General features: G+C 68.0%; 20 protein-coding genes. 7 read left to right on the forward strand and 13 right to left on the reverse strand.

Going from position 1 to position 14,546, the window contains the following annotated elements:
• Window positions 1-77: 77 nt before the first annotated feature.
• From E0H75_RS05355 to E0H75_RS05370, 4 genes are read right to left on the reverse strand one after another with little or no spacing between them, the layout of a single operon-like run.
• The gene (locus E0H75_RS05355; protein ID WP_131511893.1) at window positions 78-455 is read right to left on the reverse strand and encodes a VOC family protein; all 378 of its coding nucleotides are present in this window, start codon (window positions 453-455) and stop codon (window positions 78-80) included.
• Window positions 456-495: 40 nt separating this feature from the next.
• Window positions 496-1,092: a class I SAM-dependent methyltransferase gene (locus tag E0H75_RS05360; protein WP_202872830.1), complete on the reverse strand. Its 597-nt coding sequence runs from the start codon at window positions 1,090-1,092 to the stop codon at window positions 496-498.
• A gap of 37 nt (window positions 1,093-1,129) precedes the next feature.
• Window positions 1,130-1,993 (reverse strand): fumarylacetoacetate hydrolase family protein, encoded by an 864-nt coding sequence (locus tag E0H75_RS05365; protein WP_131511897.1) that lies wholly within the window; start codon window positions 1,991-1,993, stop codon window positions 1,130-1,132.
• Window positions 1,994-2,012: 19 nt separating this feature from the next.
• Complete coding sequence (locus tag E0H75_RS05370) at window positions 2,013-2,708, reverse strand: GntR family transcriptional regulator (RefSeq protein WP_131511899.1); 696 nt, start codon at window positions 2,706-2,708, stop codon at window positions 2,013-2,015.
• A 103-nt stretch (window positions 2,709-2,811) separates the two neighbouring features.
• Between E0H75_RS05370 and E0H75_RS05375 the strand changes: the two genes are divergently transcribed.
• Both E0H75_RS05375 and E0H75_RS05380 read left to right on the forward strand, forming a co-directional pair.
• Window positions 2,812-3,909, forward strand: coding sequence for a mandelate racemase/muconate lactonizing enzyme family protein (locus tag E0H75_RS05375; protein WP_131511901.1), 1,098 nt, complete (start codon window positions 2,812-2,814; stop codon window positions 3,907-3,909).
• Window positions 3,906-4,748 carry an amidohydrolase family protein gene (locus E0H75_RS05380; RefSeq protein ID WP_131511903.1) on the forward strand — a complete coding sequence of 281 codons (843 nt, stop codon included), beginning with the start codon at window positions 3,906-3,908 and terminating at the stop codon, window positions 4,746-4,748. The genes E0H75_RS05375 and E0H75_RS05380 overlap by 4 nt, the downstream gene beginning before the upstream one ends.
• On the opposite strand, the gene E0H75_RS05385 is transcribed toward E0H75_RS05380, so the two are convergent.
• Window positions 4,733-5,818, reverse strand: coding sequence for a DNA polymerase IV (locus E0H75_RS05385; protein WP_131511905.1), 1,086 nt, complete (start codon window positions 5,816-5,818; stop codon window positions 4,733-4,735). The genes E0H75_RS05380 and E0H75_RS05385 overlap by 16 nt on opposite strands.
• A gap of 12 nt (window positions 5,819-5,830) precedes the next feature.
• Window positions 5,831-6,295: a GNAT family N-acetyltransferase gene (locus E0H75_RS05390; RefSeq protein ID WP_238162845.1), complete on the reverse strand. Its 465-nt coding sequence runs from the start codon at window positions 6,293-6,295 to the stop codon at window positions 5,831-5,833.
• A 128-nt stretch (window positions 6,296-6,423) separates the two neighbouring features.
• Between E0H75_RS05390 and E0H75_RS05395 the strand changes: the two genes are divergently transcribed.
• Complete coding sequence (locus E0H75_RS05395; protein WP_131511907.1) at window positions 6,424-6,738, forward strand: WhiB family transcriptional regulator; 315 nt, start codon at window positions 6,424-6,426, stop codon at window positions 6,736-6,738.
• Here E0H75_RS05395 and E0H75_RS42915 read toward each other — a convergent pair.
• A complete protein-coding gene (locus tag E0H75_RS42915; protein WP_165553460.1) occupies window positions 6,735-6,905 on the reverse strand; it encodes a hypothetical protein in 171 nt (56 codons plus the stop codon). The genes E0H75_RS05395 and E0H75_RS42915 overlap by 4 nt on opposite strands.
• A 288-nt stretch (window positions 6,906-7,193) precedes the next feature.
• Between E0H75_RS42915 and E0H75_RS05400 the strand changes: the two genes are divergently transcribed.
• A complete protein-coding gene (locus E0H75_RS05400) occupies window positions 7,194-7,613 on the forward strand; it encodes a hypothetical protein (RefSeq protein WP_131511909.1) in 420 nt (139 codons plus the stop codon).
• A 23-nt stretch (window positions 7,614-7,636) separates the two neighbouring features.
• On the opposite strand, the gene E0H75_RS05405 is transcribed toward E0H75_RS05400, so the two are convergent.
• A complete protein-coding gene (locus E0H75_RS05405) occupies window positions 7,637-8,413 on the reverse strand; it encodes a phytanoyl-CoA dioxygenase family protein (RefSeq protein ID WP_131511911.1) in 777 nt (258 codons plus the stop codon).
• A 62-nt stretch (window positions 8,414-8,475) separates the two neighbouring features.
• Here E0H75_RS05405 and E0H75_RS05410 point away from each other — a divergent pair, with 62 nt between their 5' ends.
• A complete protein-coding gene (locus E0H75_RS05410; RefSeq protein WP_131511913.1) occupies window positions 8,476-9,369 on the forward strand; it encodes a helix-turn-helix domain-containing protein in 894 nt (297 codons plus the stop codon).
• Between the two features lie 9 nt (window positions 9,370-9,378).
• Window positions 9,379-9,792 (forward strand): PaaI family thioesterase, encoded by a 414-nt coding sequence (locus E0H75_RS05415; protein WP_131511914.1) that lies wholly within the window; start codon window positions 9,379-9,381, stop codon window positions 9,790-9,792.
• A gap of 6 nt (window positions 9,793-9,798) precedes the next feature.
• Here E0H75_RS05415 and E0H75_RS05420 read toward each other — a convergent pair whose 3' ends face one another.
• The 3 genes from E0H75_RS05420 to E0H75_RS05430 form a co-directional block, all read right to left on the reverse strand.
• The gene (locus E0H75_RS05420; RefSeq protein WP_131511916.1) at window positions 9,799-10,140 is read right to left on the reverse strand and encodes a TFIIB-type zinc ribbon-containing protein; all 342 of its coding nucleotides are present in this window, start codon (window positions 10,138-10,140) and stop codon (window positions 9,799-9,801) included.
• Window positions 10,141-10,215: 75 nt separating this feature from the next.
• Window positions 10,216-10,620 carry a nuclear transport factor 2 family protein gene (locus E0H75_RS05425; protein WP_131511918.1) on the reverse strand — a complete coding sequence of 135 codons (405 nt, stop codon included), beginning with the start codon at window positions 10,618-10,620 and terminating at the stop codon, window positions 10,216-10,218.
• Window positions 10,621-10,673: 53 nt separating this feature from the next.
• The gene (locus E0H75_RS05430) at window positions 10,674-12,554 is read right to left on the reverse strand and encodes a penicillin-binding transpeptidase domain-containing protein (protein ID WP_238162847.1); all 1,881 of its coding nucleotides are present in this window, start codon (window positions 12,552-12,554) and stop codon (window positions 10,674-10,676) included.
• A gap of 301 nt (window positions 12,555-12,855) precedes the next feature.
• On the opposite strand from E0H75_RS05430, the gene E0H75_RS05435 reads away from it, so the two are divergent.
• Entirely contained in the window at window positions 12,856-13,185 is a 330-nt protein-coding gene (locus E0H75_RS05435; RefSeq protein ID WP_131511922.1) for an L-rhamnose mutarotase, read from the forward strand.
• A gap of 114 nt (window positions 13,186-13,299) precedes the next feature.
• Here the strand turns inward: E0H75_RS05435 and E0H75_RS05440 are convergent, their stop codons facing one another.
• Window positions 13,300-14,007, reverse strand: a complete 708-nt coding sequence (locus E0H75_RS05440; protein WP_131511923.1) for a pirin family protein — start codon at window positions 14,005-14,007, stop codon at window positions 13,300-13,302.
• A gap of 5 nt (window positions 14,008-14,012) precedes the next feature.
• On the reverse strand, window positions 14,013-14,519 hold the full coding sequence (locus tag E0H75_RS05445) for a DinB family protein (RefSeq protein WP_131511924.1): 507 nt from the start codon (window positions 14,517-14,519) through the stop codon (window positions 14,013-14,015).
• Between the last annotated feature and the right edge of the window lie 27 nt (window positions 14,520-14,546).

Here is a 14,546-nt window from a genome sequence, read left to right on the forward strand (position 1 = left end):
GTGGTAAGCCCACCAGGGAACCACGGGCGGGCGGGAGCACGCTGGGGGAAGATCATCCCCCGTCCACACCCGGACGATCAGCTTGTGGCGGCTCGTTCGGCGGCGCTTCGGAGGACGCAGAATTCGTTGCCTTCGGGGTCGTGCATGACGACCCAGCCGGTGCCGTCGGGTTCGCGGTGGTCGTTGGCGATGGTGGCGCCGATGGTGAGGAGCCACTCGACCTCCGCGTCGCGCGGGCCGTCCGGCTCGAGGTCGAGGTGGACGCGGTTCTTGGCGGCCTTCTCGTCGTTGTTGCGCTCGAAGAGCAGCGTCATCGAGTCCGTGACGACCGCGGCGTACGGGTCGTCCGGCGCGTCGTCGTCGGGGCGCGGCGCTCTCAGCACCTGCAGCCAGAAGCCGGCCAACTCGTAGGGGTCGTGGGCGTCGAAGGTCACGGTGCGAACGTGCGAAGTCATGCGCCGAGCGTCGCGTACGCCGCCCGCCCCCGCCACCGGATTACCTACGGAACATCAGGCACTCATCGGGGATCGAGGGATCGACGTACGGCGTGAAGCCCGCAGCGACGGCGATCGCGGTGAGCCCATCGGGCAGCCATCGATGGACGTAGATGTTCATCGGATGGCCGCCGTACCCGGAGGACTTATGAGTCGACTCCTCACCGACATGGAAGCCGACCAGTAGAACCCCGCCAGGCCGCAGGACCCGGTAGAACTCGGCGAACGCCTGCGGCACCACGTCGCGAGGCAGGTGGATGACCGACCACCACGACACCACTCCGCCGAGCTCGCCATCGGGCAGGTCCAGCGCGGTCATCGACCCGACCCGGTAGTCCAGCTCGGGATGGTCCCGCCGCGCGACCTCGATCATCCCGGGGGACAGGTCGATCCCGATCACCGGTAGACCACGCGAAGCCAGCAGACCGACGACCCGGCCAGGTCCGCACCCCACGTCCAGCACCGGCCCGCCTTCGGCGAGCTTCCCGAACAGGTCGAGAGTCGGCGCCTCGAACGCCGGGCCGTCCTGCACGAGTTCGGCGTACGAGACGGCGACAGTGTCGTACGACGTCCGGATGTCGGCGAGATGATCGGTCACCCGGCCGACCCTAGAGCCGGCCGGGGACAGTTTCGGATCAGGCCTTGCCGAGGGTCTGCTTCTGCCGGCCCAGGCCCTGGATCTCCAGCTCCATGGTGTCGCCGGGGGCCAGGTACGGGAACCGGCCGGACAGCGCGACGCCCTCCGGGGTGCCGGTGTTGACGATGTCGCCGGGGTCGAGCGTCAGGTACTGCGACAGGTCGCGGATCAGCGCCGCGACGCTGAAGATCATGTCCCGGGTGTTGGAGGCCTGCCGCGGCTCACCGTTGACCCAGGACTTCAGGTCGAGGTTCTGCGGGTCGCCGATCTCGTCGGCCGGGACCAGCGCCGGGCCGAGCGGGTTGAACGTCTCGCAGCACTTGCCCTTGGACCACTGCCCGCCGGACTGCTCGAGCTGGAAGGCCCGCTCGGACACGTCGTTCGACACGGCGTACCCGGCGATGCACGCGAGCGCTTCCGCGTCGGAGTCGACGTACCGGGCCTGCTTGCCGATGACGACGGCGAGCTCGACCTCCCAGTCGGTCTTGGTCGAACCGCGCGGGACGAGGACGTCGTCGTTCGGTCCGACGACCGTGTTCGGGGTCTTGAAGAAGACGATCGGTTGCTTCGGCGGCTCGGCACCGGACTCGGCCGCGTGGGCGGCGTAGTTCTGGCCGATGCAGACCACCGCGCCCGGCCTGGCGATCGGGGCGCCGATCCGCAGGCCCTCGACGTCGACGGCCGGCAGGTCGCCGGCCTCGAGCGCGGTGTGGGCACGGGCAATGCCGTCAGCGGCGAGGAACGCGCCGTCGATCTCACCGCCAGTGTCGCGGGTGACGGAGCTCAGGTCGTGAACGGTGCCGTCGGCGGCGCGCACGTACGGGCGCTCCGCACCGACCGCACCGAGGCGCAGCAGTTCCACAAAGATCTCCCTGGGTGAGTCATTCCTGGTCGAAGATCGGCCGCAACCGGGCCCGGGAGGCCTCGATATGCGCCCGCATCGCCGCGGCCGCCTCCTCCGGGTCGCCCTTGCGGACGGCGGTCACGACAGTCTTGTGCTCCCGCAACGCCTTTGTCGCGATGCCGCCACCGTAGTACAGCCGGAACAGGTGCAGGTGGCAGTGTGTCCGCGCAAAGGACAGCCGGGCGGTCTCGTTGCCGGACAGCTCCAGCACCAGGTCGTGGAAGCGCTGGTCGTGCGCCGCCATCGCCCGGTAGCTCTCGTACGCCGGACGGTCCGGTACGTCGGTGTAGCTCAGCATCTCGGCCTTGAGCCGGGCCAGGTCCTCGGTGCCGGCCCGCTGGGCGGCACGCCCGGCCGCCCACGGCTCGATGTGCAGCCGGTACTCGAACAGGTCGTCGAACTCGTCCCGGGTCAGCCGCGACGACACCCGGTAACCGCGCAGCGGCTCCTTGATCACCAGTCCGTCGGACTCCAGCCGCGCCAGCGACTCCCGGATCGGGGTCTGGGAGATGCCCAGTTCACGGGTCAGCGCGTCGATGTTCAGCCGGGTGCCCGGCTGGACCACGCTGTCCATGATCAGGCCCTTGACCGTCTCGTAGACGTCGTCGCTCAATACCTGTCGCTGGGGCAGGCGCGAGAGCTGCCCCGCCAGACCCACATGCGCATCTGTCACCGTCGCTCCTCCCGGGAAGCCCACATTCTGCCCCACACTTGACGGCTCCAGTGTGAAGCGGCAGCATCAGCTTCGCAATATCCTATAGGATCTGGAGCCGCCCATGACCATCGATTTCCGCATCACCAGGGCGGAGGCGTACCTGGTGGACCTGGAGGTCGAGACGGTCCGGACCGACGCCGTGCAATCCTTCCTGAAGCAGGAGACGGTCTTCGTCGAGCTGGAGACCTCCGACGGAGCGGTGGGACGCGGGTACTCCTACACGATCGGCACGGGCGGGACCGCCGTACTGGCGCTGCTGCGTGATCACCTGCTGCCGCGATTGGTGGGTGCCGACGCGCGGAATGTCGAAGGATTGTGGTCGGACCTGTTCTGGTCTACTCACGCCACGACGGTCGGAGCCATCACCTCGCTGGCCCTGGCCTCGGTGGACACCGCGCTGTGGGATCTACGCTGCCTGCGCGCCGGTGAGCCGCTGTGGCGGCTGGCAGGCGGGTTCCGGCAGCAGGTCCCGCTGTACGACACCGAGGGCGGTTGGTTGCACCTGACAACCGATGAGCTCGTCGCGGGCGCGCTGGCGTCGCAGCAGGCGGGCTGGCCGGGCGTCAAGCTCAAGGTCGGCAAGCCGCGCGTGCACGAGGATCTCGAACGGCTCCGGGCGGTCCGGGACGCGGTCGGTCCGGCGCTGGACATCATGGTCGACGCGAACCAGTCGATGACGTACGCCGAGGCCAAGCGACGGGCCGCCGCGTTCGAGGCCGTGGACCTGTCGTGGTTCGAGGAGCCGCTGCCGGCCGACGACGTGACCGGCCATGTCCGGCTCGCCGAGTCGACGTCGATCCCGATCGCGGTCGGCGAGTCGCTGTACTCGATCTCGCAGTTCCGCGAGTACGTCGCCGCCGGTGGCGCCGGGATTGTCCAGGCCGACGTGGCCCGGATCGGCGGGATCACACCGTGGCTCAAGGTCGCGCACCTGGCCGAGGCGTTCAACCTCGAAATCTGCCCACACTTCCTGATGGAACTGCACGTCAGCCTGACCGCCGCCGTACCGAACGGGCGGTACGTCGAGCACATCCCGCAGTTGCGCGCCATCACGCGGTCCGAGATGGCTGTGGTGGACGGACACGCCGTCGCGCCGGACGCGCCCGGGTTGGGTATCGAGTGGGACCAAGACGCGATCGACGATCGGAGAGTCGCATGAGCAGAGTCGATGCCCACCACCACGTCTGGGATCTGACCGTCCGTGAGCAGAGCTGGATGGTCGGGCCGGAGCTGGACCCGATCCGGCGCAACTACGGCATCGATGATCTGGCGCCGCTGGCCGGGGCCGCGGAGGTCACCGCGACAGTGCTGGTGCAGACCGTCGGACTGGTGGAGGAGACGGTCGAATTCCTGGAGGTTGCTGCGAGCAACGGGCTGGTCGCGGGCGTGGTCGGCTGGGTGGATCTCACCGCGGATGATGTGGCGACCGCGTTGTCCGGGCTGTTGGCGCGGCCGGATGGCCTGTATTTGAAGGGGATCCGACACCAGGTCCACGACGAGCCGGATGTCGACTGGCTCCTCCGGCCCGAGGTCCAGCGCGGCCTCGCCGCGGTCGCCGACGCCGGTCTGGTCTACGACCTCCTGACCAAGACTCCGCATCTTCCCGCCGCGATCTCGACCGCCCGCGCGTTCCCCCAACTGACCTTCGTCGTCGACCACATCTCCAAGCCGGTGATCGGTGAGCCTCTGGAGCCGTGGGCAAGTCAGCTGCGTGAGCTGGCCGCACAGCCGAACGTGACCTGCAAACTCTCAGGCATGGTAACCGAGGCTTCATGGACGGACTGGAAACCCGCGGACCTGCAGCCGTACGCCGACGTGGTACTAGATGCCTTCGGCCCCGACCGGGTGATGTTCGGCTCCGACTGGCCGGTCTGTCTGCTGGCCGCGTCGTACGCCCAGGTGGTCGACACTGCGGAGACTCTGACAGCCAGGCTGAGTCCTGCGGAGCGCGAAGCAGTCTTCAGTACTACGGCTACCCGCACCTACAAGCTGTCCTGAGGTGGGGCGAATTCGACCCTGACGCCGAGGAGGCGGATCGGCCGGCGGAGTTCGAACTTGTCCAGCAGGACGAGGGCGGTGACGGCGATGACCTCGGGGTCCTGAGTGATCTCGGGCAGCTTCCGGCTCTTGATCGGGGTGTAGAAGCTGATGAAGCGGACCTTGACCCAGATCCGCTGGATGCTGCGGCCCTCGGCGACCACGTCCCGCGTCACCTCGACCGCGATCCGGCGCAACTGCTCCTCCACCTCGGCCCGTTCGACCAGATCCTCCGGGAACGTCTCCTCGCGACTCCGCGACACGGGTTCCCGCGGTACGTCGGTCACCTGAGTGTCCCCGAGTCCGCGGCCCAAGGCGGCGTACCAGGCGCCCATCTTCGGACCGAACCGCTTCCGCAGTACGTCGACGTCCGCGGCGGCCAGGTCGGCGACGGTGACGATGCCGAGCTCGTTGAGGTTCCGCTCCATCCGGCTGCCGATGCCCCACAGCTCACGGACGGCCCGGTGGTCCATCACCTCACGCCAGTTCGCGGCAGTGAGCCGATAGATCCCCGCATCCGTCGTACCGGCGTGCTCGAAGGCCGTCGCGTGCGACCGCGGCTGCTTCGCGAACGTGGTCGCCAGTTTGGCGCGGGTCTTGTTGTCGCCGATGCCGACCGAGCAGGTCAGCGTGGTCCGCTCCGCGACCGCCGCGCGGAGGTCGGCCGCGAGTTGCTCGGGATCGTCGGTCTCCGCGCCGACGAAGCACTCGTCCCAGCCCCACACCTCGACGACCACCGGGAACGACCGCAGCGTGTCCATCACCTCGGTCGACGCCGCTTCGTAGGCAGCCGGATCGGACGGCAGGAAGACAGCCTGCGGGCACTTCTTGTACGCCGCCCGCACCGGCATCCCCGAATGCACGCCGTACTCACGGGCCTCGTACGACGCCGTGGCGACGACCTGCCGTGGTTGGGTCGGATCCCCGGACCCGCCGACGACCACCGGCAGACCACGCAGTTCGGGCCGCCGCCGGATCTCCACGGCGGCGATGAACTGGTCCATGTCCACATGCAGGACCCACCAGGTCATCGCGGCCCCACGTCAGAGTTCCTTGCGCATCTGCTGCGAGGTGACGGTGTAGCCGAGCGAGTTGTAGAGGCTGATCGCCGTGGTGTTGTTGCCGAACACGTTCAGGTCCAGCTGGGTGTACCCGAGCCGCCGGCACTCCTCCTCGCCGGCCAGCATGATCGCGCGGCCGTAGCCCTTGCCGCGGTGGCCGGAGTCCACCTCGATGCCGTAGATGAACGGGATCCGCGGCTTGGTGCTGATCCACAGGCTGCCGATCGTCTGGTCGCCGTCACACGCCATCCAGATCAGGTTGTTCTCGCTGACCCGACCGTCGGGCAGGAGCTTGTCCGTCTCGCGATGCGCGAACTCGAGCGCCTCCGTGGGGTTCAGGCCACGGGCCGGTCCGATGCCGGCGGCGAACGACTCGGCGTTGCGGTCCTTCCACTGCTGGAACTCGGTCTCGGTCATCGGGCGGAGGGTCACCGGAGGCGTGGTCACGTGCTGACGATAGACCCGGGGGTTTGCGGCCGGGTACCAGAACCAGTGCCCGCGGTTGTGGATCCAGCCGCGGCGGACCGATCGATGCCGAGGTGTCACACCATGACTGCGCAGCCGAGGAGCCCGTCATGAGACGGCGCAAACCGCCCGCCGGAGCAGTGGCCAAGGCCCCGGAGGGCCTGCCGTCTCCGCTGCTCGAGAACTGGGCCTGGCAGGACCAAGCCGCCTGCGCCGAGGTCGACCCGGAGCTGTTCTTCGCCGCCGAGTCCGAACGCGGCCTGCGCAAACACGCCCGCGAGGTGCTCGCCAAGGCGCTCTGCCGGACCTGCCCGGTACGGCGTGAATGCGCCGAACACGCGTTGATCGTCGGCGAAGCGTACGGCGTCTGGGGCGGCACGACCGAAGAAGAACGCGAACCGGCCCTCCACGGTCGCCACCGCTAGCTGCCGGCCGCGAGCATCCGGCGTACTGACTGCAGGCTGAGCATGAGGAAGCGCGGGTGGTGGTAGTTCTCCACCCGCCGCTCATCCGGCGGGCTCGTCATCTGGCGGTCACCGGACACCCGCCACATCGGTGAGCCGTACTGATGCAGTGGGCGCTCGTCGATCATGTGGCGATCGAGGAAGGGCAGGTAGTCGACGAACAGATCGCGCTCGTACGTCTCCTGCAGAGCCGTGAGGTCGAGTCCGGGCCTAAGAGTCGCCGACCCGCCGATTGTCCGTAACTAGGCTTTCAGTCGTGCCATGCAGCGTTGACACTGCCTCGATGAACTGTCCAGCTTTACGATCAGGAGCGAATCCGTGCGCCAGAGCCTTGACTATAGCTCTCGGGCTGCATGATGGTCGGGTGTCCTCAGTGAGTATTACGGACAGTCTCCGTCCTGGTCAGGGAGTTCATCATGACAGGTGTGAAGCGGCTGCCGGCGATGCTGGCCTGCCTGCTCGTCCTACTCACCGGATGCATCAGCGGGAACCCGGGAACCGAGGAGGGCGCGACCGGGGACAAGTTCGTCACCTCGGCGCGGCACCAACTCGCCTTCTGCAAACTCGTCGCCGTGTTCCCGGGCTCGGTGCAAACCGTGAAGGAGCCGTTCTTCACCAACATCAGCGGCAACACCGCGAACGACCAGGGCCGGCGCCTGCTGGTGCAGACGTTCAACCAGGCCGCTGACGCCATCTCGGGATCACCCAACGACGAGGCTCTGCGCGCACTGTTCGACGAACAGGTCCGGGCGTACATGCTCGGTACGAAGACCGCCTCCGCCGCGCTGGCGACGGCCGAGAAGCAATGGAACGCCGAACTGGCCAAGGCGCGATGAGCACAGCCGCCGGATCTCGCGCTTCAGCCCGCCTGGGCGTTGCGGACCTCCCGGACGTTCTCGGTCCGGCCGTGATCCATGCCGAGCTCGCGCTCCCGCGCGATCATCGCAGCCGGCCGGAAGTTGAGGATGTACGCGCGGCGCTGAGTGCCGGTGGTGTTGCCGCGCGAGTAATGCAAGGTACGTCCGCCGTGCGCGACCGCGGACCCCGGCGGGAGCGGCACCGGCGTCGCGCCCGGCTCGTCCTCCGAGCAGTCGCACTCGATCGCGCCGCCGGCGCCCGCGGACCGGTGCGGCCGGACGGGGCCGCGGTGCGAGCCCTCGACGTACCACATGCAGCCGTTGTCGACGGTCGCGTCGTCGAGCGACACCCAGATCGACGCGGCCCGCTCGTCGGGAAGGTCGACCCAGTAGCCGGCGTCCTGGTGCCAGGGCGTCGGCGTCGCCGTGTGCGGTGCCTTGGCGATCAGCATGTCGAAGTCCAGTACGGCGTCGGCGCCGATCAACTCGCGGGCGATGGCCAGCGCGCGATCGTGCAGTGGCAGCGACGTGAGCTCGGGGTACAGGTCGGACGGCCACATGATCTGCGTGATGTTCTCGGTGGCGCCACTCGATCGGGCGCCCGCACCGAGGTCGGATCGTTTGTCGCCGGCCGCGATCTCGCCGGTCAGGAACCGGTCGTAGATGTCCCGGTACAGCTCCACGTCGGCGGCGCTGAGCAACCCGTCCAGGACGACGTACCCGTCGCGGTCGAAGAGCTGCGCGATGTCAGATCCAGCTGAGACTGTCGAGTCGGTCATGGACACCATCCTCGGGTCGTACGCCGGCGATCGCGTTCGGAAATCGCCGCCGGAGAATCGCGATGGCTGACAGGCCGTCGGACGTTCCCGACATCGAGTCGACCAGTGAGCGCGAGATCGTGGACCTGCGCGGCCTCGGTCCGTTCGTCAGCCTCGGCCGCTACCACTACCTGGTCGCGCACGAACCGTTGCCGGAGCAGCGGCACGACACCTTGCTGGTCCTGGCGCTGCCACTGCGGAACGGCATCGACTTCGTGATCGACGGTTCGATCGTCAGCGCCGGTCCGGGCCAGGTGCTGCGGATCCGGCCCGGCGCCGGCTACCGGACCGGGACAGGCACTCAACCGCGTGGCGACCTGCTGTGGCTGATCCTGCGCAGCCGTGGTGAGGCCGGGCAGCCGCCGTCGCGGATGATCGACGAGCTCTGCCAGGCCGATCGTGACGTCTGGCCGGCTTCGCCGCTGAGCATCGACCTGTTGTCCCGGGTGCTTTCCTCGTCGAGTGCCGAGGACTGGCTGACCGGGGTCTGGCGCGAGTCCCTGTGCACCACCGCGGTGATCGAACTGGTCCGCGGCCTGTCCGAGGGCGACGGCGGCACCGCGGAGCATCCGGGTTTGCAGCGGGCGTTGCGGTGGTTCGAAGACCACTTCGAGGAGCCGGTGACAGCCGCGCAGCTCGTCGAGGTGTCCGGGATGTCCGGGACCCGCTTCCACGAACTCTTCACCGAGTCCTTCGGCACGAGTCCCAAGGACTACGTGCTACGCGCCAAGGTCGCCCGGTCCGAACGGCTGCTGGCCGGGACCTCCGACAGCATCACGGAGATCGCCTACCGGCTCGGGTTCTCGTCGAGTCAGTACTTCGCCTCGGTGTTCCGACGCTACCTCGGGGTCTCGCCCAGCCAGTACCGCCGCCGCGAAGAACTGCTGCGAGCGGCTGCGAAGTTCACCGCTGGTTAGCCTGTCGGCATGGAGCTGACGTTCGAACTGGCCGAGAAGGTGCTTGCCGCGCAACCGTTCAGCGTGCTGCTCGGCGCGCGGTTGACCGCCTTCGGCGATGGTGGCGCGACTCTCGAGCTGGACATCCGGGACGAACTGCGGCAGCAGAACGGCATCCTGCACGGGGGAGTCCTCGGCTACGCGGCCGACAACGCGATCACCTTCGCCGGCGGTACGGCGCTCGGCCCGGAGGTGCTGACCGGTGGGTTCACGATCAGCTACCTCCGTCCGGCCCAGGGCGCCGTACTGCGGGCCGAGGCCACGGTCGCGCACGCCGGCAGCCGGCAGGCCACCTGTACCTGCCAACTGTCGACCGTCGACGAGTCGGGCGACATCAGCCTGTGCGCAATCGCCCAAGGCACAGTCATAGCCCTCCGCCGCTGACCGGCGTCAGTCGAAGAGTTCTTCCAGGAAGGATTTCTTCTTCTTGCGCGGGTACTGCTGATTCCCGTAGCGCGGGTCGTACTTGCGATCCTTGTCGTACCGCCGGTCGTCGTCGTACCGCCGGTCATTGTCATACCGGCGATCGTTGTCGTAGCGGCGGTCGTCGTACCGCTTCTCCTCGTGCCGCGGCTGCGGGCTGTTGTACTCGAGCTCGGCGTCCACCAGCCGCTCCAGTTCACCCCGGTCGAGGAAGATCCCGCGACACTCGCCGCACTGGTCGACGGTGACGCCGCTGCGTTCGTAGGTGCGCATCGCGCCTCGGCACTTAGGACAGGTCAGGCTCTCCATCCAGCAACCCTAAGTGACGAAATCGCCGGAACGCCGGGCTTTCAGGGAACTCTCAGGGTCTTCGGAGCACAACTCTCAGGAGATTCGATCGGTCGCCGATACAACCTGCTCCACCAGGTGTTCCCGCCCGGTGGGCGGGTCGTACGGCTCGGGCCAGAAATCGGTGATCCTGGTGATCAGGCCGTCCGCGAGCTCGAGATACACGAGCCCGACCATCTCCTCGTCACCCACGGTGAAGTTCATCGATCCGGCCGCGGTGGTCCTGTCCACGATCAATCGCGTCACTGTGGCGGTCCAGTCGCCCGGATACTCCCGATTGAACTGCAGGTACTTCGTCCGCCCGGTGATCCGCTCGCGAGTCTGCGGCATCTCGTACACCACGTCCGCACTCAGCAACTCCCCGAACGCGTCCCACTCCCGCGCCGCCATCGTCGCGAAGTACTGCGAAACAACACCCCGAGTCCGCTCTGTCTCGTCCATGCCCCAAAAACTAGACCGCCCCACCGACACTGTCGGTGGGGCGGTTCGACGGACTACTTCGTGTGGCTGAGGAAGTTTTGGACGATGGGGCCGGCTGCTTTGCCGCCGGAGACGCCGCCTTCGACAATGACGGCGAAGGCTACGTCGCCGCGGTAGCCGACCATCCAGCCGTTCGTGACGACCTTGCCCTTCTGGACGACCTCGGCGGTGCCGGTCTTCGCGGCCACCGCACCGTTGCCGGCCAGCAGATGCGCGGTCCCGTTGGTGACCGTCGTCCGCATGAAAGTCCGCAGTGCCGCAACAGTTGCCGCAGGCAACGGAGAGGCGGCTGCTCCGGCGGCGTCCTTGCCCGGCACCAGAACCGGCTTCATCGCGGTCCCGTGGTCGACCGCCGCACCGATCAGCGCGACCGCCAGCGGGCTCGCCGTGACCGTGCCCTGACCGATCATCGAGGCCGCCTCGGCGGTGTCGTCCTTCGGCGCCGGCACCGAACCGCCGTACGCCGAGATCGACAGGTCCAGGTCACGTCCGATGCCGAACATCGCCGCGGCCTTCGTCATCCCGTCCTTCGGCAGCCTCGCGTGCTGCGAGATGAACGCCGTGTTGCAGGACTCGTTGAACGCCTTCTGCATCGTGCCCGCGCCGTACGCCGCCAGCCCGTCGTAGTTCTTGAACGACTTGCCGAACACGTTGATCGTGTTCGTGCACGGCAGCTTGGTCGCCGCAGTCTCGCCGCTGCCCAGCAACGCCGCCGACGTGACGATCTTGAACGTCGACCCCGGTGCGTACCGGCCCTGGAAGGCGCGGTTGTAGCTGGCCGGCGTCGGCCCGTTCGCGGCCGCCAGAACCTGACCGGTCGAGGCCTGTACGGCGACCAGCGACGCCGGCAGCTTGCTCGTCGCCAGCGCTGCCTCCGCCGCCTGCTGCATCTTCGTGTCCAGCGAGGTCTTCACCGGCTTGCCGACCGTGCCCTGCTGGCTGAACACCGTCTTGATCGTCAGCTTGGTCTTGCCGTCCCGCAGCGTGACCGTGCCACCCGGCGTACCGGCGAGCTGCTGCTGGAACGCGTACTGCAGGCCCGTCGTCCCCACCTGGTCGCTGGCCGACGCGCTCGGACCGGCGTTCTTCAGCGTGTCCTCGGTCGCGGTCCGCATCGTGCCGATGATCGACCGCGCGAACGTCGGCGTCGCCGCCAGCGACTGCGTCCCGCCCATCGTCAGTACGCCGGGCAGCTTGCCCATGATCGGCCGCAGCCGGTTCCACTCCTCGGACCGGATCGTGATCGCCTCGACGAACTGCCCGGCCGGCGCCGCCTTCGCCCGCGCGGCCAGCTTCGCGCCGTCCACATCGAGGTTCTTCGTGAAGGCGGCGTACGTCGCGGGCGTCGCCACGGTGCCCGAGGTCACGCCGACGATGACGACCGGACGGTTCGCGGTCAGCGCGGCACCGTTGCGGTCCAGGATCGCTGCCCGCGCGGGCAGCGCACGGACCCGCTTGAGGTAGTTCGCCTCGCCGAGTCCCGGGTAGATCGTGTCGCCTGAGGCCTTGATCTTCCACGCGTCGCCGGTCTTCACCGCGGTCGCCGTACTGGTCCACTTCATCGTGCCGATGCCGCGCAGGTCGGCCTCGACCGCGAGGTCCTGCGTGCAGTTGTTGCCGTCGGTGCACTTCGGGTCGCCCTGCGGTGTCACCTTCACGGTGTTCGCGATCAGCGCGCTGTCCACGTCGTCGAGCCGCTTGCCGAAGACGGTCGGGTTGTCGGTGAACGCCGCCGCCGCGTCCGGCTTCCCGTCCGGAGCCCACGCCGTTACCCAGGCGTCGGCGAACTGCTTCACCACCTCGGCGGACGCCTGCTTCTCGTCGTTGGGGTCCGGCTTCCCACCTGCTCCTGGTTTGCTGTCGGAACAACCAGCGGTGATCAGCAGACTACTCAAGCAGACGATGGCAGCGGTTCGCTTCACGTTTCCAACTCTCGCACGACGACGGATGGACACCTGGGACAGTCTTCGGCGTGTGGCTGACAGCCACGAGGGCGAAAGTACTCAACCCATGCAAGTACGACGCCCGTAGCCCCGCGGGAGTTGGCGCGGGTACGCCGTTCGTCCGCGCCGGACCGGCCGTGGATCGCCAGGACGAATCAGCACCGAGACGCAGCGTGAATCACCGCGCCGGAGGTCTACCGTGATCATGGAACGCGGTGAACGCAGGGTCACCACCGGCGTATTCTGCTCCTTTGTGACCCGCCTTGCTCTGCACAGCCGGCTGATTCCCGGCACCGAAGAGGCCTACGAGCTCGAGCACGCTCGCGTCTGGCCGGAACTGATCACCGTGATGCACGCCGCCGGGATCGCCGACTGGTCGATCTGGCGCAGCGGCAGCGATCTGTTCCACCTGGTCGAGTGCGACGACTTCGAGGCCGCCACCGCACAACTGCGCGACGACCCGGTCGACCAGCGCTGGCAGCAACACATGAGCCAGTTCGTCGAAGGCTTCGCCCAGAACCCCGAAGGCGTCGCCGGCCAGTCCCTGCGCCACGTCTGGACGATGAGCGAGCAGACCAGCTAGCCCCGGACGTGTGCCACTCACCAAGTCCGCGAACGGCCCTCAGCTGACTCATGGGTGAGCGTGAAGCCGGTCGCCGCCGGTGAGTTGGTGAGTGGTGCAGGTCCGCGATCTCTCTCAGTCGTACATCTCCCACACCAGGAGCTCGGCGCCGTGCGCCCCGGCCGTGGCACGTGCGCCGTCGAGACCGGTCAGTCGCGCAGCGTCCGACGTACCGAGGTCACCGGCGCCTTCCAGGCTGGCAGTACCGCTTGCGACAAAGAGATGGATGTACGGCGCGGCCGGCAGAGCGACTGTGCCACCAGGACCCAGACGGGCGACGGACATGCCGGCGGAGCGCTGGTTGATGCGGATGGCGGTGCTGTCGGCGTGTTTCGGCAGACCGGAGGCGATCGGGATCAGTTCGCCACCCGTCAGATCGATCTCGCTCTGCTCGTACGACGGCGGCAGGTCGAGTTCGTCCGGGCGGACCCACATCTGCACGTAGTGGACCGGCTCGGCGCCGTCGTTGCGTTCGGAGTGCAGGATGCCGGACCCAGCGCTCATCCGCTGCGCGAGGCCCGGGTAGACCGCCCCGCTGTGTCCCTGCGAATCCCGGTGCGCCAGAGCCCCGCGCAGTACCCAGGTGACGATCTCGAGGTCCTGGTGTGGGTGCGTGTCGAAGCCGGTGCCGGGGGCAATCGTCTCGTCGTTGTGCGCGAGCAGGAACCCGAACCCGACGTTCGCCGGGTCGTAGTGCGGCCCGAACGAGAACGAATGCCGCGAGTCCAGCCACTCACTCGCGGTCTGGAAGCGATCGTCGGCCCGCCGGATCTCCACACTCACAAGGTCTAGTAATACCCCTTCTGGCCGTCGAGCAACTCGCGCATGGTGTCGAGATGGCCGACGTGGCGCGCGGTCTCCTCGAGCATGTGGAGGAGCATCCACCGGAGCGTGGGCTGGTACTCCGGGTCCTTCCCGACCTCGTCGAGCGAGTGCGCCGCGACGATCTCGTTCGACTGCGCGCACTGCGCCTCGAACTCGTCCAGCAACTGCGCCAGCGGTACGCCGTCCACCCGCATGTCGGCGCTCTCCGGCTCCTTCTGGAACTGCGGGTTGGACGCCTCCGGCTCACCCAGGAAGATGACGTTGAACCAGCAGTGCTCGGTCCACCGCAGATGCGACACCAGCCCCGCCGGCGTCATCAACGGCGACTCCGGGAACACCACCCGATGCTCGTCCGCCTCCGCCAGCCCGTCCAGCTTCCACCGCACCAGCGCCCGCTGCAGATCCAGCCACCCGATCAACTGCGTGCGCTCATCAGCAACAAGAGGCGGCCGTTCCCGCGAGAAGGTCATGGCCGGACGCTAGCCTGCACCCCCCTG

This window comes from Kribbella capetownensis, assembly GCF_004331485.1.
GTDB lineage: Bacteria > Actinomycetota > Actinomycetes > Propionibacteriales > Kribbellaceae > Kribbella > Kribbella capetownensis.

Bases quoted from the DNA above. Each gene is read 5' to 3' on its own strand.
- E0H75_RS05355 (WP_131511893.1), bottom strand. From the start codon at position 455: ATGACTTCGCACGTTCGCACCGTGACCTTCGACGCCCACGACCCCTAC.
- E0H75_RS05385 (WP_131511905.1), bottom strand. From the start codon at position 5,818: ATGACCTGGTGGGTCCTGCATGTGGACATGGACCAGTTCATCGCCGCC.
- E0H75_RS05380 (WP_131511903.1), top strand. From the start codon at position 3,906: ATGAGCAGAGTCGATGCCCACCACCACGTCTGGGATCTGACCGTCCGT.
- E0H75_RS05395 (WP_131511907.1), top strand. From the start codon at position 6,424: ATGAGACGGCGCAAACCGCCCGCCGGAGCAGTGGCCAAGGCCCCGGAG.
- E0H75_RS05420 (WP_131511916.1), bottom strand. From the start codon at position 10,140: ATGGAGAGCCTGACCTGTCCTAAGTGCCGAGGCGCGATGCGCACCTAC.
- E0H75_RS05445 (WP_131511924.1), bottom strand. From the start codon at position 14,519: ATGACCTTCTCGCGGGAACGGCCGCCTCTTGTTGCTGATGAGCGCACG.
- E0H75_RS05400 (WP_131511909.1), top strand. From the start codon at position 7,194: ATGACAGGTGTGAAGCGGCTGCCGGCGATGCTGGCCTGCCTGCTCGTC.
- E0H75_RS05425 (WP_131511918.1), bottom strand. From the start codon at position 10,620: ATGGACGAGACAGAGCGGACTCGGGGTGTTGTTTCGCAGTACTTCGCG.
- E0H75_RS05415 (WP_131511914.1), top strand. From the start codon at position 9,379: ATGGAGCTGACGTTCGAACTGGCCGAGAAGGTGCTTGCCGCGCAACCG.
- E0H75_RS42915 (WP_165553460.1), bottom strand. From the start codon at position 6,905: ATGATCGACGAGCGCCCACTGCATCAGTACGGCTCACCGATGTGGCGG.
- E0H75_RS05375 (WP_131511901.1), top strand. From the start codon at position 2,812: ATGACCATCGATTTCCGCATCACCAGGGCGGAGGCGTACCTGGTGGAC.
- E0H75_RS05410 (WP_131511913.1), top strand. From the start codon at position 8,476: ATGGCTGACAGGCCGTCGGACGTTCCCGACATCGAGTCGACCAGTGAG.
- E0H75_RS05405 (WP_131511911.1), bottom strand. From the start codon at position 8,413: ATGACCGACTCGACAGTCTCAGCTGGATCTGACATCGCGCAGCTCTTC.